The organism is Belnapia arida, assembly GCF_016773205.1.
Taxonomy (GTDB): domain Bacteria; phylum Pseudomonadota; class Alphaproteobacteria; order Acetobacterales; family Acetobacteraceae; genus Belnapia; species Belnapia arida.
Map to the genome: position 1 here is coordinate 904,370 of NZ_JAETWB010000001.1, position 23,341 is coordinate 927,710.

Consider the following 23,341-nt stretch of genomic DNA (forward strand, 5'->3'; position numbering starts at 1 on the left):
CCGCTGCCTTGGGCCGCGCCGTGCCAGCGCGGCGGCCTCAGGTCAAGTCGCGCTTAGTAAGCGCCGCGGCGGAGCAGCACCGCGGCCGGGGTGCGGAGTAGGATCCGCACATCCTCGAGCAGGGAGGGGTTGGTGGCGTAGCGTACGTCGAGAGCGACGCGCTGGGTGTAGCTGGTGTCCGACCGCCCGCTCACCTGCCAGAGGCCGGTGATGCCCGGCCGCACCGCGAGGTAGTGCTCCGCCGCCGCGCCATAATGGGCGGCGAGCTCGGCGGCGACCACCGGCCGCGGCCCGACCAGGCTCATCTCGCCGCGCAGCACGTTGATGAGCTGCGGCAGCTCGTCGAGGCTGGTGGCACGCAGGAAACGGCCGATCCAGGTGATGCGCGGATCGTGGCGGAGCTTGCGCGTCGCCTCCCACTCGGCACGGGCGGCCGGATCGCTGGCCAGCAAGGCCTCCAGCCGGGCGGCGCTGTCCACTACCATGGAGCGGAACTTCAGGCAGCCGAAGCGGCGCCCGCCGCGGCCGATGCGCTCATGGGCATAGAAGGCCGGCCCGCCATCGGCGCGCACCAGCAGGGCGAGCAGCAGGAAGACGGGGGCGCTCAGCAGCAGCAGCGCGCCGGCGCCGGCGATATCGAGCGCCCGCTTCGCCACCGCCTGCGGCCCAGGGGCGACCTGCTGGGGCAGGCGCACCGCAAGGGGACCGATGGTGGAATGCGAATGCGTCAGACCGCGATAGGACTCAACGCCAAGCATGGACGACATCTGGCTCTCCTGGGTCCCGGCGCCTGGTAGGGGGATGGCGCCGGTAATCCTTGCCCGGTTCGGTTGACGGGTCAGACCGTTCCGGACGCTCGGACTATGGGGGGCAGGTCGTGCGGGATTGCGACGCGCTTGCGGCCGGATTGTGGCACCGCACAAGATTACGGGAGCAACGATCCTGGCAGGCGATGCCAGCACGCTCCTACCCATCCGGCGGTCGAATTGAAACGGCCGCGCCAGGAGTTGCACCGAGCGCGGCCGCAACGAAGAGGGTCCTGCTCAGCCCGCCGTGGTAACGTGGATATGGATTCGCTCCCGACCGACCCGGTGCGGACGCGGCACCAGGGCGGTGATGCGTCCGCGCAGCGAACCGGCGCCCTCGGACAGCAGCCCATCGAGCGCCGCCCGCTCCGCTGGCGGGAGGCGGCCGAGCCGTTGCCCGCCGGCCGACCAAGCCTCGATCTCCGCACCGCCGCGGCGCGGCCGCAACTCGATCGGGTCGCCCACGCGCGGGGCGGCCTGGCCGGGGACGAGGTCTGCCCCATCGGTCAGGTAGGTGAGCATCCCTGGGTCGGCGGCAGACTCGGCGTGCACGATAGGGTCCTTCCTCATGGCCGCGGCCCAATGCGGGAAGGATGGCGAACGATCCATCGCAGCGGGATGACAGTGGAGAGAACAGGCCCCTATGCGCGGAAGTTTACACGAATGTGAACCGACACGCTCATGTCTCCGTGAGCATCTCCACCGCCAGTTGCCCAAGAGCGAGGGATGCGGTGAGTCCCGGGCTCTCGATGCCGAAGAGGTTCAGGAGCCCCGGCACCCCATGCGCGCGTGGCCCTTGCAGGGTGAAATCCTGCCCGGGCGCCCCCGGCGGGACGATCTTCGGGCGGATCCCGGAGTAGCCCGGCGCCAGCGCCCCGTCCTTCAGTTCGGGCCAGTAGCGGCGGATGGCGGCGTAGAAGCTCTCGCCCCGTCGCGGATCGACCTCGTAGTCGATCTCCTCGACCCATTCGACATCCGGCCCGAACCGCGCCTGGCCGCCGAGGTCGATGGTGAGGTGAGTCCCCAGCCCGCCGGGGACGGGCACCGGGTAGATCAGCCGGGAGAAGGGGTTCTTCCCCGTCAGGGTGAAGTAGTTGCCCTTGGCATAATAGGCGGTCGGGATGAGCTGGCTCGGCATCCCGGTCAGCGAGCGTGCGAGCTTTGGCGCGTGCAGACCGGCCGCGTTGATGAAGCTGCGGCAGCGCAGCGCCATCGGCTCCGCCCCGCCGATCTCGAGCTCGGCGCCGTCCTCCGTGAGCCGCCCGCCGGTGACCGGGGCATGAAAGACGAAGATCGCCCCGGCATTCTCCGCGTCGCCCTGGAGCGAGAGCATATAGGCGTGGCTGTCGATGATGCCGGTGGAGGGCGAGAGCAGCGCCGCCGTGCAGGAGAGCGCCGGCTCCAGCGCCAACGCCTCGGCGCGCTCCAGCCGGCGCAGATCCGGCACGCCATTGGCCGCGGCGCGCGCCTGGATGGAGGCGAGCTTCTCCGCTTCCGCCTCATCGGTCGCCACGATCAGCTTCCCGCAATTGGCGTGCGGAAGCCCACGCTCCGCGCAGTATGCGTAGAGCATCTGTTTGCCCTCGACGCAGCAGCGCGCCATCAGGCTGCCGGCCGGGTAGTAGATGCCGGCGTGGATTACCTCGGAATTGCGCGAGGAGGTTTCGGTGCCGATTCCCTCCGCCGCATCTAGTACCAGCACCTCGCGCCCAGCCAGCGCCAGGGCCCGCGCGACCGCGAGCCCCACCACGCCGGCGCCGGCGACGACGCAGTCGAATTCGTCCATCCCGCTTCAGCCCCGCTTCAGTCCCGCGCAGCATGTGGCCCCTGCCGCCGCTGCGCCAATCGCCTTTGCCGGAGGGCGGTTCACCGTCCCTGGAAGACCGGCTTCCGCTTCTCCTTAAAGGCCCGCAGCCCCTCGCGGAGGTCATCGCTCGCCTTGGCCGCCGACATCCGCGCCCCGAGCGCCGCGACGTCCAGCGCCTGGTGGCCGATCTCGTTGATGGAGCGCTTCACCCCCTGCACGGCGAGCGGCGCCAACTCCCCGAGCCGGCCGGCGATGGCGTCGATCCGCGCGTCCAGGGCCTCGGGCGCGACGAGGTCGGTGAGGTAGCCGATGCGCAGCAGCTCCTCCGCATTTTGCTCCTCGGCCAGCATGAAGAGCCGCTTGGCATGGTTGAAGCCGAGACGGGAGACGTAACGGCGCAGCCCGCTCTCGTAGTAATGCAGCCCGATCCGCGCCGCCGGCATGAACATCCTGACGGCCGGCGTGCCGACCCGGAAGTCGCAGGCCAGCGCCAGGTCGGTGCTGCCGCCATAGACGCCTGCATGCAGCCGGGCGATGGTCGGGATGCGCAGCATCTCCACCCGGTCGACGAAGCTCTCGAAGCCCTGGGCCTGGTCGCCGCCGGTGCGGCCCTCCGCCTGTTCCGCCATGGCGCCGAGATGGGCGCCCGCCGAGAAGGCCCGCCCTTCGGAGGCGATCACCAGCACCCGCACCGCCGGATCGGCTTCCACCTGCTCCAGCAGGCGCAGGATCTCGGCGATATCCTCCGGCTGCACCCGGTTCATCACCTCCGGCCGGTTGAGTCGCAGCGTGGCGCGGCTGCCCGCGATGCTGAGGCTCGGCGGGCGGCCCTCATCCCTGGCGCTCATCTTGGTCCTCCGATACCGGGGCGTTGTGCCGGGCCGCAGCCGCCCCGGCAAGGGTGCTGGCACCATGGCGCCGGAGGAGTAGTCTCCGCCCAATTCGATAGGGAACGCGACCATGGCCGACCTGCCCCAGCATGTGGACATCCACGAGGAGGGCCCCCGCGAGGGCTTTCAGATCGAGCCCGGCCCGATCCCGTCCACGGAGAAAATCGCCCTGGTCGAGGCGCTGGCGGAGACCGGCCTCCGCCACATCCAGGTCTGCTCCTTCGTCAACCCGCGCCTCGTCCCCGGCTGGGCCGATGCCGAGGCAGTCGCCGGCGGCTTCCGCCCGAAGCCCGGCGTCCACTACACCGGCCTTTGGTTCAACGAGAGCGGCCTGCGCCGCGCGCTCGCCTTCCGCGAGCGCCTGACCGTCACCGGCTCCATCTCTCTCTCCGCATCGGACGCCTTCTCACGCAAGAACCTCAACCGTGGCCATGCCGAGAACCTGGAGGCGATGCGGAAGCAGACCGCGGCGCATCTCGAGGCCGGCGTGCCGGTGACGCGCCTTGGCATCATGGCCGCCTTCGGCTGCAATTACCAAGGCGACATCACGCCGGCCCAGGTGGTGCAGACCGTGGCCGACGGCCTCGCCATCGCCGGGGAGGCGGGCGTCGCCATCACCGATCTGTCGCTCGCCGATACCATGGGATGGGCGACGCCAATCCGCATCGAGCGCGGCATCGGCGCGGTGCGTGAGCGCTGGCCCGATCTCCGCATCGGCCTGCACCTGCACGACACGCGGGGGCTGGCCGTCGCCAATGCCCATGCCGGGCTCCGCCTCGGCGTCACCAAGTTCGACAGCACGGTGGGTGGCCTCGGCGGCTGCCCCTTCGCCGGGCAGAAGGGCGCGGCGGGCAATATCTGCACCGAGGAGCTGGCCTTGCTCTGCGAGGAGATGGGCATCGCGACGGGGATCGACCTCGACGCGCTGATCGAGGTGGGGCGGCTCGCCGAGCGCATCGTCGGCCACCAGCTGCCGAGCGAGCTGATCCGTGCCGGCAGCCTCGCCGCCTTCCGTCGGCGGGTCGCGGCATGAGCGTGGCGCCGCTGGCCGGCTTGCGCGTCCTGGAGTTCAGCCACACCATCATGGGGCCGTGCGCGGGCCTCGTGCTGGCCGATCTCGGCGCGGATGTGGTGAAGGTGGAGCCCGCCCCCGCCGGCGACCACACCCGCCGCCTGCCCGGCTTCGCCGCCGGCTTCTTCGCCACCTTCAACCGCAACAAGCGCAGCATCGCCCTCGACCTGAAGCGGCCCGAGGGACGGCACGCCGCGCACCGGCTAGCGGCCGAAGCCGACCTGGTGCTGGAGAATTACGGGCCGGGGACGATGGAACGCCTCGGCTGCGGCTGGGAGGACCTGCGCGCCGTTAACCCACGCCTCGTCTATCTCGCGCTGAAGGGCTTTCTCGCCGGCCCCTACGAGCAACGCCCGGCGCTCGACGAGGTGGTGCAATTCCAGTCCGGCCTCGCCTACATGACGGGCCCACCGGGACGGCCGCTGCGCGCCGGCGCCTCCATCATCGACATCCTTGGCGCCGTCTTCGGCGTCACCGCGGCATTGGCCGCGCTGCGCGAGCGCGACCGTAGCGGCGAGGGCCAGCGCGTCTGCAGCGCCCTGTTCGAGAGCGCCGTCTTCCTGATGGGCAGCCACATGGCCGGCCTCGCCGCCACCGGTGAGCCGCCGCCGCCCATGCCTGCCCGCCGCGGCGCCTGGGGCATCTACGATGCCTTTGAGACAGGAGAGGGGGGCCAGCTCTTCGTCGGCGTCACCAGCGACCAGCAATGGGCCCGCTTCACCGAGGCCTTCGGCCTGCCGGACCTCGCCGCCGACGCCCGCCTCGCCACCAATGCGCAGCGGGCTCAGGAACGGTCCTGGCTGGTTCCCGTCCTGAGCGATGTTTTCCGCCGTTTTGACCAAGCGGAGGTAGCGCGGCGCTGCGAGGCGGCGGGCATCTCCTGGGCGCCGGTTGGCAGGCCGGCCGACCTGTTCGAGGACCCGCATCTGCTGGCCGGGGGCGGGTTGCTGCAAACGGCGATCTCCGCCCTGGGCGGTGGAGCGATGTTCGGCCTGCCCGCCCTGCCGCTGGAGTTCGGCGAGGCCCGGCAGCGTGCCGGCCTCAGCCGCCAGCCGCCGCGCCTCGGCGAGCATAACGGCGAGGTGCTGGCCGAAGCCGGCTTCGCCGCCGGCGAGATCACCGCACTCGCCGCCGCCGGCGTGCTGGCCGAAGCTTCGGCCTGAAGCGATTTCCGACCGGGTGACACCACCTGGCCGGAAATATCCGCCCGGCACCATCGGGTCGAGCGGCATCCACGAACAGGCGCGGACGGAAGGCACCCGACGGCCATCGCAAACGGCGATGGCCGCCTTCCCGGCAAGTAGGCAGGGGCCCGATCCTAGATCGTGCTCCGCCACCACATCGGCGGCTGCCCGCAAAGCTTCGTCGCTCCAGCGAGCCCCGGTCGTTGGGCTGGGCAAGGTGGGGCCCACGCAAAACCATTCATCTTTCAAGTAACGCAAACGACGAAACCGGAGAACACTGTTCCAGCAGAAGGATTATTGCCGCTTGATCCGATAGTTTCGTCCTCACAAACATGTTGACCGCCCCCGCTTGCGATGCAAAAGTCCTTGAAGAATATAAAAATAAAAACATTCCTGTGCCGGAGTATTTCTGTATGGAGCGTAACAATTATGGCGAGTGATACGTTACTGCTGAAGGTCAGCCAGTCCGTTTACGGTGTGCCAGCGCAGTTCACAGTCTTCGTAGATGGCAAGCAGGTCGGTGCAACCTACCAGGCCACCGCTACTCACGGCTGGAAGTCCGATACCGTCACCGTGACGGGGGACTGGGACAAAGGCGAGCACACGGTACAGCTCAAATATCTGAACGATTTCAAGGATGCGGGCGGCGACCGCAACTTGTACCTGGATGGCGCGACATACGACGGCGTGGCCGTTCCGGGCGCCGTTCTCAACATGTGGTCGGCCTATGACAAGAACACGTTCAAGCTGACGGACACGACCGCACTGCCGCCCACCACGACGCAGCCGCCCCCGACCACTACCCCGCCCCCGACCACTACCCCGCCTCCGACTACTACTCCGCCCCCCACCGGCACGCCGGACACTCTGGTGCTGAAAGTCAGCCAGAACGCGTACGGCGCCGCAGCGCAATTCACGGTTTCCGTGGACGGCGTGCAGGTCGGAGGGACCTACCAGACGACCGCCACGCATGGCTGGAAGTCCGACCTGGTGACGTTGAAGGGCAATTGGGATAGTGGCGACCATTCAGTCTCCATCAAATTCCTCAACGATGCGAAGGATGCCGGCGGCGACCGGAACCTGTATCTCGATAGCGCGACCTACAACGGCGTGGCCGTCCCCAATGCCAAGCTGGACATGTGGTCCGCTTATGATCCCCATGTCTTCAAGTTCGCCGACACGACGCCGCTGACGACCACGCCGCCCTCGACTGGCACCGAGCCGCCGCCGGCCACGACGCCGCCGCCGACCAGCACCCAGCCGCCGCCGGTCACGACGCCACCGCCGACCAGCACCGAGCCGCCGCCGGCCACGACACCGCCGCCGACCAGCACCGAGCCGCCGCCGGCCACGACGCCGCCACCGACCGGCACCGAGCCGCCGCCGGCTACCACCGAGGGACCGGACCACCTGACGCTGCGCCTGTCGGAACAAGCCTACAAGAACGTCCACGCGCAGTTCACCGTCTCGGTGGACGGCAAGCAGATCGGCGGCACCTACACGACCACCGCCAACCATGCCAACAAGGCGAGCGACACCTTCGACATCACCGGCGACTGGGGGGCGGGGACGCATCAGGTCAAGATCAGCTTCCTCAACGACGAGTACGGTGGCTGGTCAGGCGCCGACCGCAACCTCTATCTCGACGGCGCCAAGTACAACGGCACGGAGCTCATGGGCGTCGCCAAGGCGATCACCGGCGGCGCGACGAATTCGACCGCAAGCTTCAGCTTCACCGAAGCCGCGATGACGGCGCCGCCGCCGGTGACGACCACGCCCGGCACCGCGGTGAACCATGACGGCCTGACAGACCTGAACGTGCTGATCCGCGGCCAGTCCAACGCCTTGCTGTTCGACCAGTACGGCGGCGACGACGCCCTGAAGGCCGAGCTGCAGAAGGCGCTGCCGGGCGTCAAGATCAACATCCTCGCCGGCGACAACAAGACGGAGTTCTCCGCCACCGCCTTCACCACCTGGGACACCGGCGGCCAGCAGAAGAAGATGCACGACTATCTCACTGCGCTGCCGGCGGATATCAAAGACAACGAGACCATCACCATCTGGATGCACAACGAGTACGACCAGCAGATCAGCGGGCTGACGACAGCGCAGTGGAAGCAGGAGGTGCAGACGGATGCCAACGCCATCCACGCCATCCTCGACGGCCAGAACGCGGCGAGCACGCCCTATCTCTTCGTGCCGATCCGCTATCCCTATGGCGGCAGCTTCGCCGCCATCCGCCAGGGCATGGATGAGCTCTCCGCCGATCCCGCTTTCCACGGGAAGCTGTCCTGGGCGGCCTACGGCTCGAACATCACCATGGCAGGCGGTCCGGAGGCGGGGTCCAACAGCTCCCACATGAACAGCGCCGACGCCGCGACGATCGGCCGCGATCTGGCGGCGCCGGTTCTCGACCTGTACCAGGGCATCGCCTGACGCCGGAGAGGGCGGGGCCCGCCAGCCCCGCCCCGCACGGAAAACCCGGTGGCGCCTCAGCGCCCCTTCAGCGCACTCCGCCATGCGATCAGCGCGCCGATGCCGGGGAAGAGGGCGAGCATCCCGAAGGCCGCCGAGTAGGATTGCGTCACCGCCACCGCCGCCCCGAAAAGCGACGGCCCAACCACCACCCCTGCGAAGGCCACCGAGAGCACGCCACCCGCCGCATCCCCCGCCTTGCCGGGGGCGGCCAGCCGCGCCGCCTCCGCAAGCAGCAAGCCGTTCCACCCGGCCGCGCAGGTGCCGAGCAGGCAGAGCAGCATGACGATCCCCACTCCCGGCCCGGCCAGCGCCATCGGCAGCAGCGCCCCGCCGAGGCAGGTGCAGACACCGATCGCCGCCAGCGCCTTCATGCCGGAACGCCACCAATCCGCCACGACACCCCAGGCGATGCGCGCCCCGATGCCGACCGCCTGGCTCGCCGAGGCGACGAAGCCCGCCGCCACCGGCGCCCATCCGCCTTCCTCGACCAGCATGGTGACGATGTAGGAGCCAAGGGCGAGCTGGAATCCCGAGAAGCAGGCCGAGATCACCGCCAGCGGGCCGAGCCCCGGCCGCGTCCGGAGGGCGACGATCCCGCCGAGTGCCCCCGCGCCGAGCGGGGCGCCCGGCTCCCGCTCGCCATCCCAATGCCGGCGGAAGGCGCCGCAGCCGATCGCCGCCACGGCCATCACCCCGCCGACCGCCAGCACCGCCCCGCGCCAGCCGATCGCCCCGGCAAGGCCGGGCAGGATCGCCCCTGCCAGCGCCCCGCCGATCGGCACGCCGGTCTGCTTGACGGCGAAGACGCGGTTGCGCCGCGCCGGCGGCGTCAACCGTGCCAGAACCTGCGAGGCGGAGGGGTTGGTCAGCCCATAGCCGATGCCGGTCAGGAAGGAGCCGAGCACCGCCCCTGCCAGCCCCGCGCCGACGATCAGCAGGCAGGCCGCCGCCCCCGCCGCCAGGGCGAGCTGCGTGCAGCGCGCCGGCCCCAGCCGCCGCAGCAGCCCGCCGGAGAACATCGAGACCGTGCTGGCGGCGGCATAGGTGCAGGCCACCTGCCAGCCGAGCCAGTGCGGCTCCGCCCCCAGGTCCCGCGCCGCCAGGGTCGCCAGCACCGGCAGGGTGAAGACGGCGAGCGTCGCCAGCGACTGCGCGCCCGTCGTCGCCGCGAGCGCCGCCCCCAGCCCGGAAAGCCGCGAGACTATCCCAGCCGCCGCAGGAAGTCGGGCGAGAGCTGGCCGAGATCGGTGATGCCGAGCATCGCCATGTCGCGGTGGATCTCCTCCCAGAGCAGGGTGATGGCGTGCCGCAGCCCGGCCTCGCCCCCCACCGCCGCCGCATAGAGGAAGGGCCGGCCAAGGAAGGTGAAATTGGCGCCGAGCGCCAGCGCCTTCAGCACATCCGTCCCGCGCCTTATGCCGCCGTCGTAGATGATGGCCATCCCCTCGGCCGCCTGTGCGATCTCCGGCAGCACCCGCAGCGGTGCGATGGCGCCGTCGAGCTGCCGCCCGCCATGGTTGGAGACGATGACCCCGTCCGCCCCACAGTCGCGGGCGATGCGCGCATCCTCGGGCGAGAGGATGCCCTTCACCAGGAGATGCCCCGGCCAGCGTGCCCGGATCAGCGCCAGGTGCTCCCAGGCGAGGCCATCCCGCCTCCCGATCGCCCGGATCAGGTTGGAGGAAAGCACCGGCGGCCCGCGCGTCGCATCCATGTTCTCGAAATGCGGCATGCCATGGTTCTTCAGCGTCCTGAGCGCCGTGCCGAACAGCCAGCGCGGATGGCTGATCCCCTCCCAGGCCAGCCGCAGGTTGGGCCGCAGCGGCAGGGAATAGCCGTTGCGGACGTTGTTCTCGCGGTTGGCGGAGACCGGCACGTCGGCGGTGAGGACGAAGGTGTCGTAGCCGGCCGCCAGCACCCGGTCGACCAGCGCCTCGATCCGCCCGGCCTCGCCCGGCAGGTAGGCCTGGTACCAGGCGGTCGGCCCCTGGGCCCGGACCTCCTCCAGCGGAATGAGCGAGGAGGCGCTCAGGATCATGGGGATATTGGCCGCCGCCGCCGCTCGGGCGAAGAGCAGGTCGCCCCGGTAAGCCGAGAGGGCAGAGGCCCCCATCGGCGCGATGCCGAAGGGGGCCGCGTGGTGCCGGCCGAACAGCATCCGCCCGGTCTGCCGCCCCGTCACATCCGCCAGCACGCGTGGGACGAAGCCAAGCTCGCCGAAGGCCGCCCGGTTGTCGCGCAGCGAGGAGTCGGTCTCCGCCGCGCCCGAGACGAAGCCGTACAGCATGCGCGGCAGGTGCCGCCGCGCCGCCCGCTCGAAATCATCGAGCGAGAGGATATGCCGCAGGGAGCGCGGAAGACCCGGCTCGTTATGCCGCGCCGCGACCGTTGGCGTCGCCTCGGCCAGCCTCTCCCGCGTCTCGCCCTCCGGCGGCATCGTTCCGTCTCCCCCAGCAAGATGGGCCAGGGTCGGCCCAAAGCCGCGTCCGGTCAACGCGGTGCAGCCGGTGCCTCCGCATAGTGGAAGGCCGCGCCCGTGACGGCGATGGAGAGCACACGCTCATCTCCGCTGACGCCGTCCTCCAGCGGCGAGCCGCCGGCGCGCGATTGCAGCCGCAGCAGCCGGCAGGGCATGGCCCCGCCCGGCGGCACGATGCGCAGCGAGAAATGGTGCGGTCCCCGCCGCTCCGCCTCGACGAGGCAGGGCGTGCCGTCGAAGCCCGCCTCCACCACCGGCGCCGGCGCGCCGTAGAGATGCCCGACCTCCAGCACCACCCAGGCGACCGGCCGCAGCGGCGCCGGGTTGCGCAGCAGGCCCTGCAGGGTCATCCAGCGGAAGGCGCCTCCCTCATCCTCCTCCGCCCCGTGCCAGCCGATGTCGAAGGCCGGGTCGCGCGGTGCCAGCACCGCCTCCGCGCCCTCGGCGGCTGCGACGGGTTCCGCCTCCTCCGGCTCCGGCGCCGCGGCGGCGATCAGCCGGCGCAACGCGGCGGCCGGCGACTCGTCGCCTGCCAGCCGGTCGAGCAGCAGCGTCGCCGCCGCATCGATGAAGGCATCGATCCTCTCCTGCTGCATCTGCAGCTGCCGGTGGAGCACGGCCTGTCCCGTCGACTGCAGCGCGTCCCCGGCCTGTTCCAGCCGCAGCAGCCGCGCCTCGATCTCGGCCAACCGCCCCGCCCCGGGCAGGCTCGGCCCGAGCGCGAAGCGCGCCAGCACCTCGCGGCTGCCCATCGCATGCAGCGTCACCTCGATGCCGCTGCCGGTGAGGTCGGCCGGCTCCAGCGCGAGGGCGAAGCGGAAGGCGCAGCCGCCCTCGGCCAGCGGCACCGGCAGCTCCGCCTGCACCGCCCGCGCCGTGCTGCCATTGATGACGGCGTGCAGCGCCGGCTGGAGCAGCCCGTTGGCCCGCTCGATCCCCGTCCCCCGCAGCATCCCGTATTCGAGCCGGAGATCCTCGATCCCCGGCCGCGGCGGCCCGAGCAGCGCCGTTGCCTCCGTGGCCGAGGCGACCGGCCAGGGCTCGGCCAGCTCCGGCCCCTCCACGGCGGCGGCAATCCGCAGCATCGCAGGCAGCGGCACGCAAGGCAGGCGGGCGATGGGCAGGGTCAGCACCGCCCCGGCTTCGACCGCCCCGGCGAGGGCGAGCCGCCCTACCTCGATCCCGCGGCACCAAACACGGAGCAGCGCCTCCGGTCGCAAGGGCCGCAGCGCACGCAGCCGCAGCCCGTCCCGGTCGGCGCCGACCACCAGCAGCGGGGGCGATGCATCATCCATGGCGCGCCGTCGCTACCATTCCAATGCGTGGCGCGCCAGCGGCTCACCCGGGGTTCGCCGCCGCCCAGCGGCCGTTCTGGGTCCGCCCGCCATAGCCATAGGCATCGCCATCCGCCGCATGGACGAGGACATAGCTTTCCTCGTGCAACGGCCCAAGCAGCCCTGCCATGCCGGTGAAGGCGGCGGCGACGAAGCGCGTCGTTTCCGCCTTGGTGTTGGTCCCCGCCGTCACCTTGATGTCGATCCAGAAGGCGCCGAGTCCCGCCTCGGTCGGCCGCTGCCCGGCGATGAACCAGTCCTCCGACCGCGCCGGCTCCGCCAGCACGGCGGTGACGCCGGGGTCCTTGCCGAGATGTTCGGCGGCGAGGCGCGCGGCCAGCGCCGCCACCTCGGCCTGCAGTCCGGGGCGGGGGGAGGGGGTGACGTAGCGAATGCCGATCATGGGCATGGGATGGTCTCCTTCGGTCGGTGATCTCGAAGCCGAATTTGCCGTGCGACCATCCTCACCAAAACGCTATGAGTGCGACTTTTTGATATAGTAAAATCTTATGATGCTCGACCTCGATTCCGTCCGCCTCTTCGTTCTCGCCGCCGAGTACGGCAGCCTCACCCGTGCCGCCGAGGCGGGTGGCACCGTGCAGCCCGTGGTGAGCCAGCGGCTGAAGGCGCTGGAGGCCCGGCTCGGACATCGCCTGCTGGAGCGCACCCCGCGCTTCGTCCGCCCGACCGCCGCCGGCACCGTCTTCCTCGAACGCGCCCGCGCGCTGCTCGCCGCGCATGAGGCTGCCCTACGGCTGGAGGAGGCGCCGCCCTTCCGCTTCGCCCTCTGCGCCAGCGACCATGCGCTCGGCCTCGGGCTGGAGGGGCTGTTCCGGCGGCTGCGCACCGCCCTGCCGCCCGGCGCCATCCTCTCCCTCCGCACCGGCCTGTCGCAGGAGGTCCGCGCCCGCTTCGAGTCCGGCGACTGCGATGCGGCGCTGATCCGCCGCGAGGCCGCCGGCCCGGATGGCGAGGTGCTCGGGCAGGACCCGCTCGGCTGGCGCGGCGCCGCAGGGTTGCGTCTTGTCTCGGGGGAGCCGGTGCCGTTGGCGACCCTCGGCCCGGCCTGCGGCGTGCGCGGCGCCGCCATCCGCGCCCTCGACCGCGCCGGCCTGCCCTGGCGGGAGAGCTTCGTCGGCGGCAGCTGCGCCGCGCTGCTGGCCGGGGCCGAGGCCGGGCTCGGCATCGCGCCGATGGGCCGCATCGCCGCCGGCGGGGCGCCGGAGCTTGGCCCGGCGCTCGGCCTGCCGGTCTTGCCGCCCTCGCAAATCGTCCTCCTCGCGCGGACCGGCTCGCCGGCCCTCGCCGCGGCGACCCGGGCGTTGGCCGCTGGCCTCCGCGCGAGCCTTGGCGAAACCGGCGCTTCGCGCGCAAATGGCCGGTGATGGACCGCCCGCCTCTTCTGATGGTCAGCCCACTGCCGCCGGCGCGGAACGGCATCGCCGATTATGCCGCCGCGCTGCTCCCGGGCCTCGCCGCGCATTACGATTGCGCCGCCGCCGTCGAGGACTGGCTGGCCGAAGCCCCCGCCGGCATCCCCGTGGTGGACCTGGCGCTGGCCCACCGCCTGCCGGGCGACGGGAGGCGGCGCCTTTACCAAATCGGCAACAATCCTGGCCACGACTTCGTATTGCAGGCCCTGCGGGCGCGGCCCGGCGTCACCACGCTGCACGATCCCGGCCTGCTGCATCTCTATGAATCCACCGGCGAGGACCGCGTCACCATCCTCGCCGGCATGCGCCATGCCGCGCCCGGCCTCGCCGCCACCTATGCCCGGCACCTGCGCGAGCGGGGCGTCTCCACCCGCGCCAACCACCTGCTCTTCGACCTGGCCGGGGAGGTGCTGGCACGGTCCCGGGCCGTCATCGTCCATTCCCGCTTCGCCAGGGCCCGCCTCCGCCTCACCCATGGCGAGGCGGCGACCGCGCATGTCGAGGTCATCCCGCACCTGCTTCCGCCCGGCCGCCCGCCAGTGCGCGCCGAGGCCCGCGCCCGGCTCGGCATCGGGCCCGAGGAGTTCCTTCTCGTCACCGCCGGCTTCGCGTCGCTGGCCAAGCGCCTCGACTGGGTGCTGGCGGCGCTGGAAGGGCTGCCCGCCCTACGCTGGATCCATGCCGGCGAGGTCCCGGCCGCGCTCGCCCCGCGCATCGGCGGCCGTGCGCGCATCACCGGCCACCTGCCGGCCGATGAGTTCGACGCGCATATCGCCGCGGCCGACGTGCTGGTGAACCTCCGCTTCCCCTCGGCCGGCGAGAGCTCCGGCTCGCTCGCCCGCGCGCTGGCGGCCGGCACTTGCTGCATCGTCTCCCGCACCGGCGCCTTCGCCGAATTGCCCGGCGATGCCGTCATCGCCCTGCCGCTCGCCGGCGGCGCCCCGGCCCTGGCCGAGGCGCTGGCCGCCCTCGCTGCCGCGCCGGAGCGGGCCCGCGCCATCGGCGGCGCCGGCCGCGCCCATGCCGAGGCTGAGATGGCGCTGCCGGCCGTCGCCGCCCGCTACCGCGCCGCGATCGAGGCCGCGGAGGACCGCCCGCCGCCACGGGCCGAGCCCACGCCGCTGCTCCGCCTCGCTGCCGACCGCACGCTGATCGCCGCCGCCCTGGCCGGCCGGACGGGCGCCTGCCGCCTGTGCCTCGGCCTCGAGGAATCCGGCCAGCTCGCCGCGCTGAGCCTCGCCCCCGGCGGCCTCGCCGAAGCCCTGTTGCCGCCTGGCGCCGAGCTCCGCGCCGCACGGCTGGAGGGGAGGGGGCTGGTGCTTGACCTCCAGCTGCCGGCATGAGCGCCGCCCCGCTGCTTGCCGCCCTGTTCGCCCGTGCCCTGCCGGGCCTTGCCGCGCGCGACCTGGGCCTGCCGCTCGGCGCGCTGCTGCCCTGGCTGCCCGGCACCCGGGCCGGCGTCGCCGATGCGATGGCGCTCGACCCGGCGGAACGCGCCCTGCTCGCCCGCTTCCGCCAGCAAGGCCTTCCCCTGCTCGGCCTCGACCCTGTGGCCGAAGCCGAGCCCGACCCGGCCTGGGAGGAGGCTCGCGACCGCCTCGCCTGGACGCCTTCCGGTTCCCCAATGCCGGGTGCCAGCCTCACCCTGGTCGCCGGCGGCACCGGCCAGGCGCCGCTGGCGGACGGCCTCGCCCGCATCCTGCTGCTCGCCGGCTGCGACGATGCGCCGGAACGCCACGACCTGCTGCTGCCCGAGCCCCGCCTGGCCGAGATCTACGAATGCCTGCGCGCCGCCGCCGCCTCCCTGGCGGGGCCGGGCTGGCAGCAGGGCGGCCGCAGCCTCACTCCACGCCAAGCCAGCTTGCTGCTGCTCGTCCCTCGCCCCGGCCATGTGCCCGACCTGCTGCTTCCCTCCGCCGCCCTGCCGCACGACCTGCCTGCGCCGGGCGGGCCGGCGGGGCTGCCGCTCGAGGGCGTGCGCCAACTGCGGCTGTTGCCCGGCGCGCTGCCGCCGCTGCGCTGGCGCCTCCGGCTGAACTTCGCCGGTGCGGAGCCGGGTCCCACCGCGCTTTTCCTCGATGGGCTTCGCATCCCCGTCCGGCCGGTCCCTGGCGGCCTCGTCGCCAGCATCGACCCGCCAGCCGACCGCGCTCCCGTGCTCGGCCTCGCCTGGCGCGACGGCGCGCCGCCAGGCCTCCGCCTCATGGCGCTCGAGGCGCGGCCATGAGGGCGCCGCGCCTTCTCATTCTTTCCCCCATCGCCTCGCACCCTGCCGACCAAGGCAATGCGGCGCGCATCCAGAGACTCGGCGCGGCGCTGATGGCGCGAGGCATCCGGTGCGAATTCCTTCATTGCGCCACCGAGGGCAGCACGCCGGGCCAACGCAGCGCGATGGCCAGCTTCTGGCACGGCTTCCACGAGGTCCCCGCCGCCGCCATCGGCGAGCCGAGTCTCCCCGGCGCCTGGAGCATCGACGACTGGTGCCCGCCCGCCCTGCCGGAGCAGTTCGCCGCGCTGCAACGTGCCCGGCGCTACGATGCGGTGCTGGTGAACTATGTCTGGCTCTCCGCCGCGCTGGAGGGTGCCGGCGATGCCTTCCGCATCCTCGACACGCATGATCTCTTCGGCGGCCGCGACGCGGTGGCGCGGGCGCAAGGGCTCGACCCGTCATGGTTCTTCACCACCATCGCCGAGGAACGCCGCGGCCTGGACCGGGCCGACCTCGTGCTCGCCATCCAGGATGCGGAAGCCGCGGAACTGCGCCGCCGCACCCGGGCGGAGGTTGCCGTGCTCGGCCACATGCCGCCCCTCCGCTTCCTCGCGGGGCCACAGCCGCATCCGGTGATGCCTTTCGGCTATCTCGGCAGCGCCAATCCCTGGAACCTTGCCGCGCTCGGCGCCCTCGACGCCGCCCTGGCCGGGGCGCCCGATCTGCCCTGGCTGCTGGCCGGCCGCGTCCTGCGCCGCGGGGATCTCCGCCTCGCCTCCCGCCCGCGGCTGATGCCGAATCTCGCCGATGTCGCCGCCTTCTACGCCGCCGTCGATTGTGTGCTGAATCCGATGGCCGGCGGCACCGGCCTAAAGGTGAAGACGGTCGAGGCGCTCGCCTTCGGCAACCCGGTGCTCGGCACGGAGGATGCCTTCGCCGGCCTCCCCGCCGTGCATCCCGGCCATCGCTGCTCCGATGTGGCGACGCTCGTCATGCTGATGCGGGAATACCGCGCGAACGAGTCCTTCCGCCTGGGATTGCGACAAGCCTCGCGCCAGCTCGCCCTTCGCTATGCGGCATCGCTGGCCGAGGCGCAGGATGCGCTGGCGGTACGGCTGGTGGCGCTGGCGGGGTGAGCTCCGCCCGCAGCGCCAGCACCCCCGGCACCATCCCGCAGGCGAAGAGGAAGAGCCCAAGGCCGAGCATCGCCGGATCGATCATGGTCATCATGCAAACCTCCCGGAACAGCATCCGATGAGGCGACCTTCGCACCCGCTGCCTGAACCGGGCCTGAGCCGCCCGTTCAGCCGCGGTTCAGCTTCGCCGCCGCAGCCTTGCGCGATGCTGCGCCGAAGCCTGCTTGCACTTCTGCTCCTGCCACTGGCGTCCCCTGCCGCCCGCGCGGATGACGATGACCAGGACCGCGCCCGCACCGCGGTGGAGCGCGGCGAGATTCGCCCGCTCTCGCGCATCCTCGGCGAGCTGGAACGGCGCTTCGTCGGCCAGGTGGTCGATACCGACCTCGATCGTGACGATGGCCGCTGGGTCTACGAGTTCAAGCTACTGCCACCTTCGGGCCGCATGTACCGGGTGACGCTCGACGCCGCGACCGGCGAGGTGCTGCAGACCCGCGGCCCCGTGCAGGAGCGCCGCTGATGCGCGTGCTGGTTGCCGAGGACAGCGCCGCCCTTGCCGCCCAGCTCCGCGAAGCGCTGGTCGCCGCGCATTTCGCCGTCGACCTTGCGCCGGACGGCGAGGAGGCGCATTTCCTCGGCGAAACCGAAGCCTATGACGCCGTGGTGCTCGATCTCGGCCTGCCGCGGCTCGACGGCCTCTCCGTGCTGCGCCGCTGGCGGGCTGCCGGCCGCGCCATGCCGGTGCTGATCCTCACCGCCCGCGACGGCTGGACGGAGAAGGTCGCCGGCCTCGATGCCGGCGCGGACGACTATCTTGCCAAGCCCTTCGCCATGGCGGAGCTGCTGGCCCGGCTGCGCGCCCTGGTCCGCCGCGCCAACGGCCTCGCCCAGCCGGTGATCGCGCTCGGTGACCTCCGGCTCGACACCGCCGCCGGCAGCGTCGCCTGGCGCGGTACGTCGGTGCGGCTGACCGCGCTGGAATTCCGGTTGCTCGCGTATCTGGCGCATCGCCCGGGCCGCATCGTCTCCAAGGCGGAGCTGACCGAGCATCTCTACGCCCAGGATTTCGACCGCGACTCCAACACGTTGGAGGTCGTGGTCGGCCGGCTGCGGCGGAAGCTCGACCCGGCGCTGATCGAGACGCTGCGCGGCCAGGGCTACCGCCTGGCGCCTGGCTGAGCGCCGGTGTTCCGCTCGCTCACCCTGCGGCTGGCGGCGCTCTCGGCGCTCTGGGTGGCGCTCGGCCTGCTGGTGGCCGGCTGGCTTCTCCTCGGCATCGCCAGCGACCAAGTGCTGCGCGGCTTCGATGCCCGTGTCCTCGGCCTGCTCGACCGCGTGGCCGGCGCCGCCGCCCGCGGCCCGGATGGCCGCCCGCGCCTGGAGCGCCCGGTCACCGAGCCCGATCTCGAGCAGCCCTTTGCCGGCGCCTACTGGCAGATCACTGGCCCGACCGGCGGCCGTGCCGCCTCCCGCTCGCTCTGGGACGCGCATCTGCCGGATTTCGAGGAAGCCTCCGGCCCCAGCCCGCGCCTGCGCAACGTCGCCGGCCCGCGCGACGAGCCGCTGCGCCTCGGAGAGCGGGCGGTGGTGCCGCCGGATGGCGGACCGCCGCTGCTGGTCCAGGCCGCCATGGCGCGGGGCGGGGTGGATGGCGAGGTACGCCGCCTGCGCTGGCTGATCGGCCTCGGCTTCGGCCTGCTCGGCCTCGGCTTGGTGGCGGGGACCGTGCTGCAGGTGGTGCTCGGCCTCAGGCCGCTGCGCCAGGCGCAGCAGGCCGTTGCCGAACTCCGCGCCGGCGAACGGGAGGATCTGGCCAGCCTCGCCGCGCCCAGCGAGATCGCGCCGCTGCTGGAGGAGATCGACGCGCTCCTGCGGCAGAACCGCGCAACCGTCGAGCGCGCCCGCGCCCATCTCGGCAACCTCGCCCATGCGCTGAAGACCCCGCTCGCCGTGCAGCGCGCGGCACTCGACGCTGCGCCGCCCGACCTCGCTGCCCTCCGCGGCGAGGCACAGGCGATGGAGCGGCTGGTGCAGCATCACCTCCGCCGCGCCCGGGCCGCCGCGCTCTCCGGCGCGCCAGGACCGGGCGCGCTGCCGCTCGCCATCGGTGAGGACATCGCCCGTGCCCTCCGCCGCCTGCCCGGCAATGAGGCGCTGGCAATCGAAGTCGAAGGGGATGCCCGGGCCCGCGTCTCCGTCGATCCGCAGGATCTCGCCGAGATGCTTGGCAACCTTATGGAAAATGCCTGCCAATGGGCCCGCCGCCGGGTGACGCTCCGCATCGGGCGGGAGGCCGGAATGGTGACGGCGGCCGTCGGGGATGACGGGCCAGGGTTGCACGGGGATGAGCGCGAGCAGGTGCTGGCGCGCGGCATCAGGCTCGACGAGGCGGCGCCGGGCAGCGGCCTCGGCCTCGCCATCGTGCGCGACCTGGTGGAACTGCATGGCGGCGGCCTCGCGCTGGAGGCCGCGCCATCCGGCGGGTTGCGCGCCCGGCTCAGGTTGCCGGCGCGCTGAAGGCTCTCAGACCACGCGGATGTTCGAGAACAGCCAAGGATCCTCGGCATCCAACGCCTCGGGGAAGAGGCGAGCGCGGTCCTGCAAGGGCGTCCAGTCCGAATAGGCGCCGACCAACTCGCCGAGGTAGGGCCGGGCGATCTCCAGCACGCGCTGGTGGTCGATCTCGTCCGCCTCGACCACGCCGCGGCGCGGATTTTCCATCGCCCAGATGACGCCGGCCAGCACGGCGACCGTCACCTGCAGGGAGGTGGCGTTGTTGTGCGGCACGAGCTTCCGCGCTTCCTCGATGGCGAGGCGCGAGCCGTACCAGTAGGCACCCTTCGCATGGCCCATCAACAACACGCCGAGCTCGTCCATGCCGCGGACGATCTCGTCCGTCATCAGCCGCTTCTCGGGCTGCATCTCCCAGTTCTTGCCGGCCAGCTCGTGGACGGAAAGAACGGCGTCGTCGCAGGGGTGGTAGGCGTAATGGGCGGTCGGGCGGTAGGCCACGCGGCCCGCCTCGTCGCGCACGGTGTAGTAGTCGGCGAGCGAGATGCTCTCGTTATGGGTAATGAGGAAGCCGTGGAACGGCCCCTCCAGCGGCGTCCATGTGCGCACGCGGGTCGATGCGCCGGGGCGCATCAGGTAGATCGCCGCGTCGCAGCCGAAGCCGTGGCGGTGGCCGTCCGCCGGCAGCGCCTTCTCATGCGTGCCCCAGCCGAGTTCTGCTGGCTGGCAGCCCTCGCCGACGAAGCCATCGACCGACCAGGTGTTGACGAACTCGCCCGGCTTTTTCGGCCGGTCGGCGACCTGCGTGTCGCGCTCGGCAATGTGGATCACCTTCACGCCGAGGTCGTGGGCGATGCGCGCCCAGGCGGCGCGGTCGGCGGCCGGCGGTGGCGCGGCGATCGGCGCGCCGGTGTCGCGGGCGATGTCGAGCAGCGCCTGCTTGACGAAATGGCTGACTAGGCCGGGATTCGCGCCATGTGCCGTCACCGAGGTCGGCCCATCCTGCGCCGCCTCGCGCAGCGCGATCGCCGCTTCGCGCATCGCGTAGTTGGAGCGCTGCGAGGGCGTCAGCGACGGGTCGGTGTAGCCGCCCGCCCAGGGCTCGACGACGGTGTCGAGGTAGAGCACGTCGAGCTCCTGGCAGAGCTTCATCAGCGCGACGGAGGAGACGTCGACCGAGAGGTTGAGCAGGAAGTCGCCACGGCGTAGCAGCGGGGTCAGCAGGTCGCGGTAGTTCTCGCGCGTCGCCGCCTCCACCACGAAGCGGATGCCATATTCCGCCGCCACCTCGCGGCCGCGCTCCTCGGCGGTGACGATGGTGATGCTCTCGCGCGGGATGTCGATGTGCCGGAGGATGAGCGGCAGAACGCCCTGGCCGATGCTGCCGAAGCCGAGCATGACGAGGCGGCCGGGGAAGCGGGCATGGATCATCGGGGGAGGAGCTCCTTCGAGGCACGCAACAAAAGGGCCGGTCCCCTCCGCAAGGGAGGGGGCCCGGTCGTCAGGGGAGAACGCGCAGTGGGCCTCAGGCGGCCAGTGAAACTTCCGCGTCAGCCTCGAGCATCGGCCGGTCGCGCACCTCGACCAGGCGGGCCCGGTCGAAGCCGTTGAAGGCGGTGCGCAGGCAGGCACCATAGGCGCCGAGCTGGCCGATCTCGATCCAGTCGCCCTCGCGGATGTCGGCGGGGAGCGGGAAGGGGCCTTTCATCCGGTCCGCGCTGTCGCAGGTCGGGCCGAAGAAGACGAAATCCTCCGCCGCTGCGGCCGGCGCCGGGCCTTCCGGGCGGATCAGCCGCACCGGGAAGGTGAAGCCCGGCACGCCGGCATCGGAGAGCGCGCCATAGACGCCGTCGTTCAGGTAGAGGTCGCGGCCGCGCCGCCCCTGCACCTGCACCACGACCGAGCCGCCGCCGGCGACCAGGGCGCGGCCCGGCTCGGCCCAAAGCACCGCGCCCGGCAGGTCCAGCGCCTCAAAGCTCGCCTCGATCTCGGCGAAGAAGGCACCGAGGGGGGGCGGCTCGATCCCCGGATAGGCGACCGGGAAGCCGCCGCCGACATCGACCACCTCGACCAGCACGCCGGCCGCGCGGATGACCTCGCCCGCCAGCGCCATGGCCTGCCGCCAGGCGAGCGGGTCCATCATCTGTGAGCCGACATGGAAGCAGAGGCCGAGCCGCGTGGCATGCGGACGGGCGGCGCGGAGCAGGGCCACCGCCTCCTCAGGCTCGGCGCCAAACTTGCCGGAGAGGTCGAGCATCGCCGTGCCTTTCGGCAGGCCAAGGCGGATGAAGAGGCCGAGCCCGTCCTCGGCGCCCGCGCCGGTCTCGGCGAGGATCTTCTCCAGCTCCGCCGCGCTGTCGAGCACGAAGTCGCGCACCCCATGCTCGCCCCAGGCGGCGCGGATCGCTCCGCGCGCCTTGATCGGGTGCATGAAATGGATGCCGGCCTCGGGGAACATCGTCCGCACCAGCGCCACCTCATTGGCCGAGGCGCAGTCGAAATGGCGCACGCCGCCCTCCCAGACCGCGCGCAGCACGGCGGGCTCCGGGTTGCACTTCACTGCGTAGAGCACCTCGCCCGGGAAGCCTGCGACGAATGCGGCCGAGGCCTCGGCGATGGCGGCCGGGCGCAGGCAGTGCATCGGCTCCTCCGGCCGCTCGACGGCGACCAGGGCATCGACGGAGGGGAGGGCGGTCAGGGCGTCGTCGAGGCGGCGGCGCAGCGGGGCGACCGCCGCACGGGTGCGGAGAAGAGACATGTGGCGCGATCCTGGAAAGCGAGAGGAGACGGGGGGCTTGGCCCGGCTTCAGGCGATGCGCAGCGGACTTCGCATCGCAGCGACTCGTTCGAGCAACATAGGCAGATCCCTCACGGCCCCAGCCCCTTACGGGACTGGCATGGACGAAAAGGACGCGTCCCGTCGTTGCTGTGCCCCGGCCATCAGGCGGATGGGGCTCGCGGCACGTGCGATAGCGCCAGCGGCCGCTCTGCAGCGACCGCGACCGGAGAAATAGTGGCTCCGCGCCGGAATTGCTATGCCTTTTTTCAGGGGCTCGCCCGTTCCACCGGCATGGCCACGCGAAGGGGCGAAAGCTTTCAGGAATCTTGCCGGTTGAGAGCCCTCAGGGCGAGATATTCCCAGGCCAGCGTCGCCGCCGCCAGCGCCGTGATCTCCCCGTGGTCGTAGGCGGGCGAGACCTCCACCACATCCATTCCGCGGAAATCGACCCCGCGCAGCCGCCTGATCAGCCCCTGCGCCTGCCAGGAGGCTAGGCCGCCGATCTCGGGCGTGCCTGTGCCCGGCGCGAAGGCCGGGTCGAGGCAGTCGATATCGAAGGAGAGATAGGCCGGGCCGGTGCCGAGCACCGCGCGCACCCGCTCGGCCAGCGCCGCCGGCCCCAGCTCCTGCGCCTCGTGCCCGGTGACGATGGTGACGCCCTGGCCGATGGTCCAATCCCAGGTCGCGCGGTCGACCGGCGAGCGGATGCCGACCTGGATCATCCGACGCGGATCGACCAGCCCCTCCCGGATCGCATGGTAGAAGGGCGAGCCATGGGCATAGGCCTGGCCGAAATTATCCGCCCAGGTATCGACATGCGCATCGCAATGCAGCAGCCCGACCGGCCCGCCAATGCGCTTCGACAAGGCCCGCAGCAGGGGCAGGGTGATGCCATGCTCGCCGCCGAGCACGACAAGGTGCCGACACGCCGCCGCCTGCCGCTCGATCAGCGCCAGGCTGCCGGGGATGTCGCCGAGGGCGATGGCGAACTCGCCGATATCTGTGATGTCGAGTGCGCGCGGATCGGTCCAATGCGTCGGATGCACCCCATCGACCAGCATGCGGCTCGCCCGCCGGATCGCCGCCGGCCCGTCCCGCGTGCCGGCGCGGTTGGTGGTGCCGATATCCATCGGCACCCCCGCGACCACATAGGCGGCGCCCGCCTCCCGCCGCTCGATGCCGAGGAAGCCCGGTGGCGTGGCGAAGGTCGGCGGGCCCGCCAT

At 71.9% G+C, this 23,341-nt stretch carries 21 protein-coding genes; 10 read left to right on the forward strand and 11 right to left on the reverse strand.

Going from position 1 to position 23,341, the window contains the following annotated elements; genetic code table 11:
- Positions 1-53: 53 nt before the first annotated feature.
- The 4 genes from JMJ56_RS04410 to JMJ56_RS04425 form a co-directional block, all read right to left on the reverse strand.
- Complete coding sequence (locus JMJ56_RS04410; RefSeq protein WP_202830365.1) at positions 54-767, reverse strand: sugar transferase; 714 nt, start codon at positions 765-767, stop codon at positions 54-56.
- Positions 768-1,043: 276 nt separating this feature from the next.
- Positions 1,044-1,358: a hypothetical protein gene (locus JMJ56_RS04415; RefSeq protein WP_202830366.1), complete on the reverse strand. Its 315-nt coding sequence runs from the start codon at positions 1,356-1,358 to the stop codon at positions 1,044-1,046.
- 127 nt (positions 1,359-1,485) lie between these two features.
- Positions 1,486-2,592, reverse strand: coding sequence for an NAD(P)/FAD-dependent oxidoreductase (locus tag JMJ56_RS04420; RefSeq protein ID WP_202830367.1), 1,107 nt, complete (start codon positions 2,590-2,592; stop codon positions 1,486-1,488).
- Positions 2,593-2,672: 80 nt separating this feature from the next.
- On the reverse strand, positions 2,673-3,461 hold the full coding sequence (locus JMJ56_RS04425) for an enoyl-CoA hydratase/isomerase family protein (RefSeq protein WP_202830368.1): 789 nt from the start codon (positions 3,459-3,461) through the stop codon (positions 2,673-2,675).
- A 112-nt stretch (positions 3,462-3,573) separates the two neighbouring features.
- On the opposite strand from JMJ56_RS04425, the gene JMJ56_RS04430 reads away from it, so the two are divergent.
- From JMJ56_RS04430 to JMJ56_RS04440, 3 genes are all read left to right on the forward strand, one after another.
- Positions 3,574-4,536 carry a hydroxymethylglutaryl-CoA lyase gene (locus JMJ56_RS04430; RefSeq protein ID WP_202830369.1) on the forward strand — a complete coding sequence of 321 codons (963 nt, stop codon included), beginning with the start codon at positions 3,574-3,576 and terminating at the stop codon, positions 4,534-4,536.
- Entirely contained in the window at positions 4,533-5,738 is a 1,206-nt protein-coding gene (locus tag JMJ56_RS04435) for a CaiB/BaiF CoA transferase family protein (RefSeq protein ID WP_202830370.1), read from the forward strand. Before JMJ56_RS04430 ends, JMJ56_RS04435 begins: the two co-directional genes overlap by 4 nt.
- A gap of 450 nt (positions 5,739-6,188) precedes the next feature.
- Positions 6,189-8,195 carry a carbohydrate-binding domain-containing protein gene (locus JMJ56_RS04440; protein WP_202830371.1) on the forward strand — a complete coding sequence of 669 codons (2,007 nt, stop codon included), beginning with the start codon at positions 6,189-6,191 and terminating at the stop codon, positions 8,193-8,195.
- 56 nt (positions 8,196-8,251) lie between these two features.
- On the opposite strand, the gene JMJ56_RS04445 is transcribed toward JMJ56_RS04440, so the two are convergent.
- The 4 genes from JMJ56_RS04445 to JMJ56_RS04460 are packed head-to-tail and all read right to left on the reverse strand — an operon-like array spanning position 8,252 to position 12,459.
- Positions 8,252-9,526 (reverse strand): MFS transporter, encoded by a 1,275-nt coding sequence (locus JMJ56_RS04445; RefSeq protein ID WP_328702293.1) that lies wholly within the window; start codon positions 9,524-9,526, stop codon positions 8,252-8,254.
- A complete protein-coding gene (locus JMJ56_RS04450) occupies positions 9,439-10,674 on the reverse strand; it encodes an alpha-hydroxy acid oxidase (protein WP_202830373.1) in 1,236 nt (411 codons plus the stop codon). The genes JMJ56_RS04445 and JMJ56_RS04450 overlap by 88 nt, the downstream gene beginning before the upstream one ends.
- Before the next feature lie 53 nt (positions 10,675-10,727).
- Complete coding sequence (locus tag JMJ56_RS04455; protein WP_202830374.1) at positions 10,728-12,011, reverse strand: hypothetical protein; 1,284 nt, start codon at positions 12,009-12,011, stop codon at positions 10,728-10,730.
- 43 nt (positions 12,012-12,054) lie between these two features.
- Complete coding sequence (locus tag JMJ56_RS04460; protein ID WP_202830375.1) at positions 12,055-12,459, reverse strand: 4-oxalocrotonate tautomerase; 405 nt, start codon at positions 12,457-12,459, stop codon at positions 12,055-12,057.
- A gap of 103 nt (positions 12,460-12,562) precedes the next feature.
- Between JMJ56_RS04460 and JMJ56_RS04465 the strand changes: the two genes are divergently transcribed.
- The 7 genes from JMJ56_RS04465 (at position 12,563) to JMJ56_RS35205 (ending at position 19,345) form a co-directional block, all read left to right on the forward strand.
- Positions 12,563-13,435 carry a LysR family transcriptional regulator gene (locus JMJ56_RS04465; RefSeq protein ID WP_236037407.1) on the forward strand — a complete coding sequence of 291 codons (873 nt, stop codon included), beginning with the start codon at positions 12,563-12,565 and terminating at the stop codon, positions 13,433-13,435.
- Positions 13,435-14,826, forward strand: coding sequence for a glycosyltransferase (locus tag JMJ56_RS04470; RefSeq protein ID WP_202830377.1), 1,392 nt, complete (start codon positions 13,435-13,437; stop codon positions 14,824-14,826). The genes JMJ56_RS04465 and JMJ56_RS04470 overlap by 1 nt, the downstream gene beginning before the upstream one ends.
- Positions 14,823-15,710: a ferredoxin reductase domain-containing protein gene (locus tag JMJ56_RS04475; protein ID WP_202830378.1), complete on the forward strand. Its 888-nt coding sequence runs from the start codon at positions 14,823-14,825 to the stop codon at positions 15,708-15,710. The genes JMJ56_RS04470 and JMJ56_RS04475 overlap by 4 nt, the downstream gene beginning before the upstream one ends.
- Positions 15,707-16,828, forward strand: coding sequence for a glycosyltransferase (locus tag JMJ56_RS04480; protein WP_202830379.1), 1,122 nt, complete (start codon positions 15,707-15,709; stop codon positions 16,826-16,828). Before JMJ56_RS04475 ends, JMJ56_RS04480 begins: the two co-directional genes overlap by 4 nt.
- A gap of 205 nt (positions 16,829-17,033) precedes the next feature.
- Positions 17,034-17,348, forward strand: coding sequence for a PepSY domain-containing protein (locus tag JMJ56_RS04485; protein WP_202830380.1), 315 nt, complete (start codon positions 17,034-17,036; stop codon positions 17,346-17,348).
- On the forward strand, positions 17,348-18,007 hold the full coding sequence (locus JMJ56_RS04490) for a response regulator transcription factor (protein ID WP_202830381.1): 660 nt from the start codon (positions 17,348-17,350) through the stop codon (positions 18,005-18,007). The genes JMJ56_RS04485 and JMJ56_RS04490 overlap by 1 nt, the downstream gene beginning before the upstream one ends.
- A gap of 6 nt (positions 18,008-18,013) precedes the next feature.
- Entirely contained in the window at positions 18,014-19,345 is a 1,332-nt protein-coding gene (locus tag JMJ56_RS35205) for a sensor histidine kinase (RefSeq protein WP_202830382.1), read from the forward strand.
- A 6-nt stretch (positions 19,346-19,351) separates the two neighbouring features.
- Here the strand turns inward: JMJ56_RS35205 and JMJ56_RS04500 are convergent, their stop codons facing one another.
- From JMJ56_RS04500 to speB, 3 genes are all read right to left on the reverse strand, one after another.
- Positions 19,352-20,770, reverse strand: coding sequence for a homospermidine synthase (locus JMJ56_RS04500; RefSeq protein WP_202830383.1), 1,419 nt, complete (start codon positions 20,768-20,770; stop codon positions 19,352-19,354).
- A 94-nt stretch (positions 20,771-20,864) separates the two neighbouring features.
- Positions 20,865-22,097: a type III PLP-dependent enzyme gene (locus JMJ56_RS04505; protein ID WP_202830384.1), complete on the reverse strand. Its 1,233-nt coding sequence runs from the start codon at positions 22,095-22,097 to the stop codon at positions 20,865-20,867.
- Positions 22,098-22,435: 338 nt separating this feature from the next.
- Positions 22,436-23,341 (reverse strand): agmatinase, encoded by a 906-nt coding sequence (gene speB, locus JMJ56_RS04510; protein WP_202830385.1) that lies wholly within the window; start codon positions 23,339-23,341, stop codon positions 22,436-22,438.

Excerpts from the sequence above, each read along its gene's own strand:
- JMJ56_RS04410 (WP_202830365.1), bottom strand. The coding sequence starts at position 767 with ATGTCGTCCATGCTTGGCGTTGAGTCCTATCGCGGTCTGACGCATTCG.
- JMJ56_RS04420 (WP_202830367.1), bottom strand. The coding sequence starts at position 2,592 with ATGGACGAATTCGACTGCGTCGTCGCCGGCGCCGGCGTGGTGGGGCTC.
- JMJ56_RS04425 (WP_202830368.1), bottom strand. The coding sequence starts at position 3,461 with ATGAGCGCCAGGGATGAGGGCCGCCCGCCGAGCCTCAGCATCGCGGGC.
- JMJ56_RS04430 (WP_202830369.1), top strand. The coding sequence starts at position 3,574 with ATGGCCGACCTGCCCCAGCATGTGGACATCCACGAGGAGGGCCCCCGC.
- JMJ56_RS04435 (WP_202830370.1), top strand. The coding sequence starts at position 4,533 with ATGAGCGTGGCGCCGCTGGCCGGCTTGCGCGTCCTGGAGTTCAGCCAC.
- JMJ56_RS04440 (WP_202830371.1), top strand. The coding sequence starts at position 6,189 with ATGGCGAGTGATACGTTACTGCTGAAGGTCAGCCAGTCCGTTTACGGT.
- JMJ56_RS04450 (WP_202830373.1), bottom strand. The coding sequence starts at position 10,674 with ATGCCGCCGGAGGGCGAGACGCGGGAGAGGCTGGCCGAGGCGACGCCA.
- JMJ56_RS04455 (WP_202830374.1), bottom strand. The coding sequence starts at position 12,011 with ATGGATGATGCATCGCCCCCGCTGCTGGTGGTCGGCGCCGACCGGGAC.
- JMJ56_RS04460 (WP_202830375.1), bottom strand. The coding sequence starts at position 12,459 with ATGCCCATGATCGGCATTCGCTACGTCACCCCCTCCCCCCGCCCCGGA.
- JMJ56_RS04465 (WP_236037407.1), top strand. The coding sequence starts at position 12,563 with ATGCTCGACCTCGATTCCGTCCGCCTCTTCGTTCTCGCCGCCGAGTAC.
- JMJ56_RS04470 (WP_202830377.1), top strand. The coding sequence starts at position 13,435 with ATGGACCGCCCGCCTCTTCTGATGGTCAGCCCACTGCCGCCGGCGCGG.
- JMJ56_RS04475 (WP_202830378.1), top strand. The coding sequence starts at position 14,823 with ATGAGCGCCGCCCCGCTGCTTGCCGCCCTGTTCGCCCGTGCCCTGCCG.
- JMJ56_RS04480 (WP_202830379.1), top strand. The coding sequence starts at position 15,707 with ATGAGGGCGCCGCGCCTTCTCATTCTTTCCCCCATCGCCTCGCACCCT.
- JMJ56_RS04485 (WP_202830380.1), top strand. The coding sequence starts at position 17,034 with ATGCTGCGCCGAAGCCTGCTTGCACTTCTGCTCCTGCCACTGGCGTCC.
- JMJ56_RS04490 (WP_202830381.1), top strand. The coding sequence starts at position 17,348 with ATGCGCGTGCTGGTTGCCGAGGACAGCGCCGCCCTTGCCGCCCAGCTC.
- JMJ56_RS04500 (WP_202830383.1), bottom strand. The coding sequence starts at position 20,770 with ATGATCCATGCCCGCTTCCCCGGCCGCCTCGTCATGCTCGGCTTCGGC.
- JMJ56_RS04505 (WP_202830384.1), bottom strand. The coding sequence starts at position 22,097 with ATGTCTCTTCTCCGCACCCGTGCGGCGGTCGCCCCGCTGCGCCGCCGC.
- speB (WP_202830385.1), bottom strand. The coding sequence starts at position 23,341 with ATGGCGGGCCCGCCGACCTTCGCCACGCCACCGGGCTTCCTCGGCATC.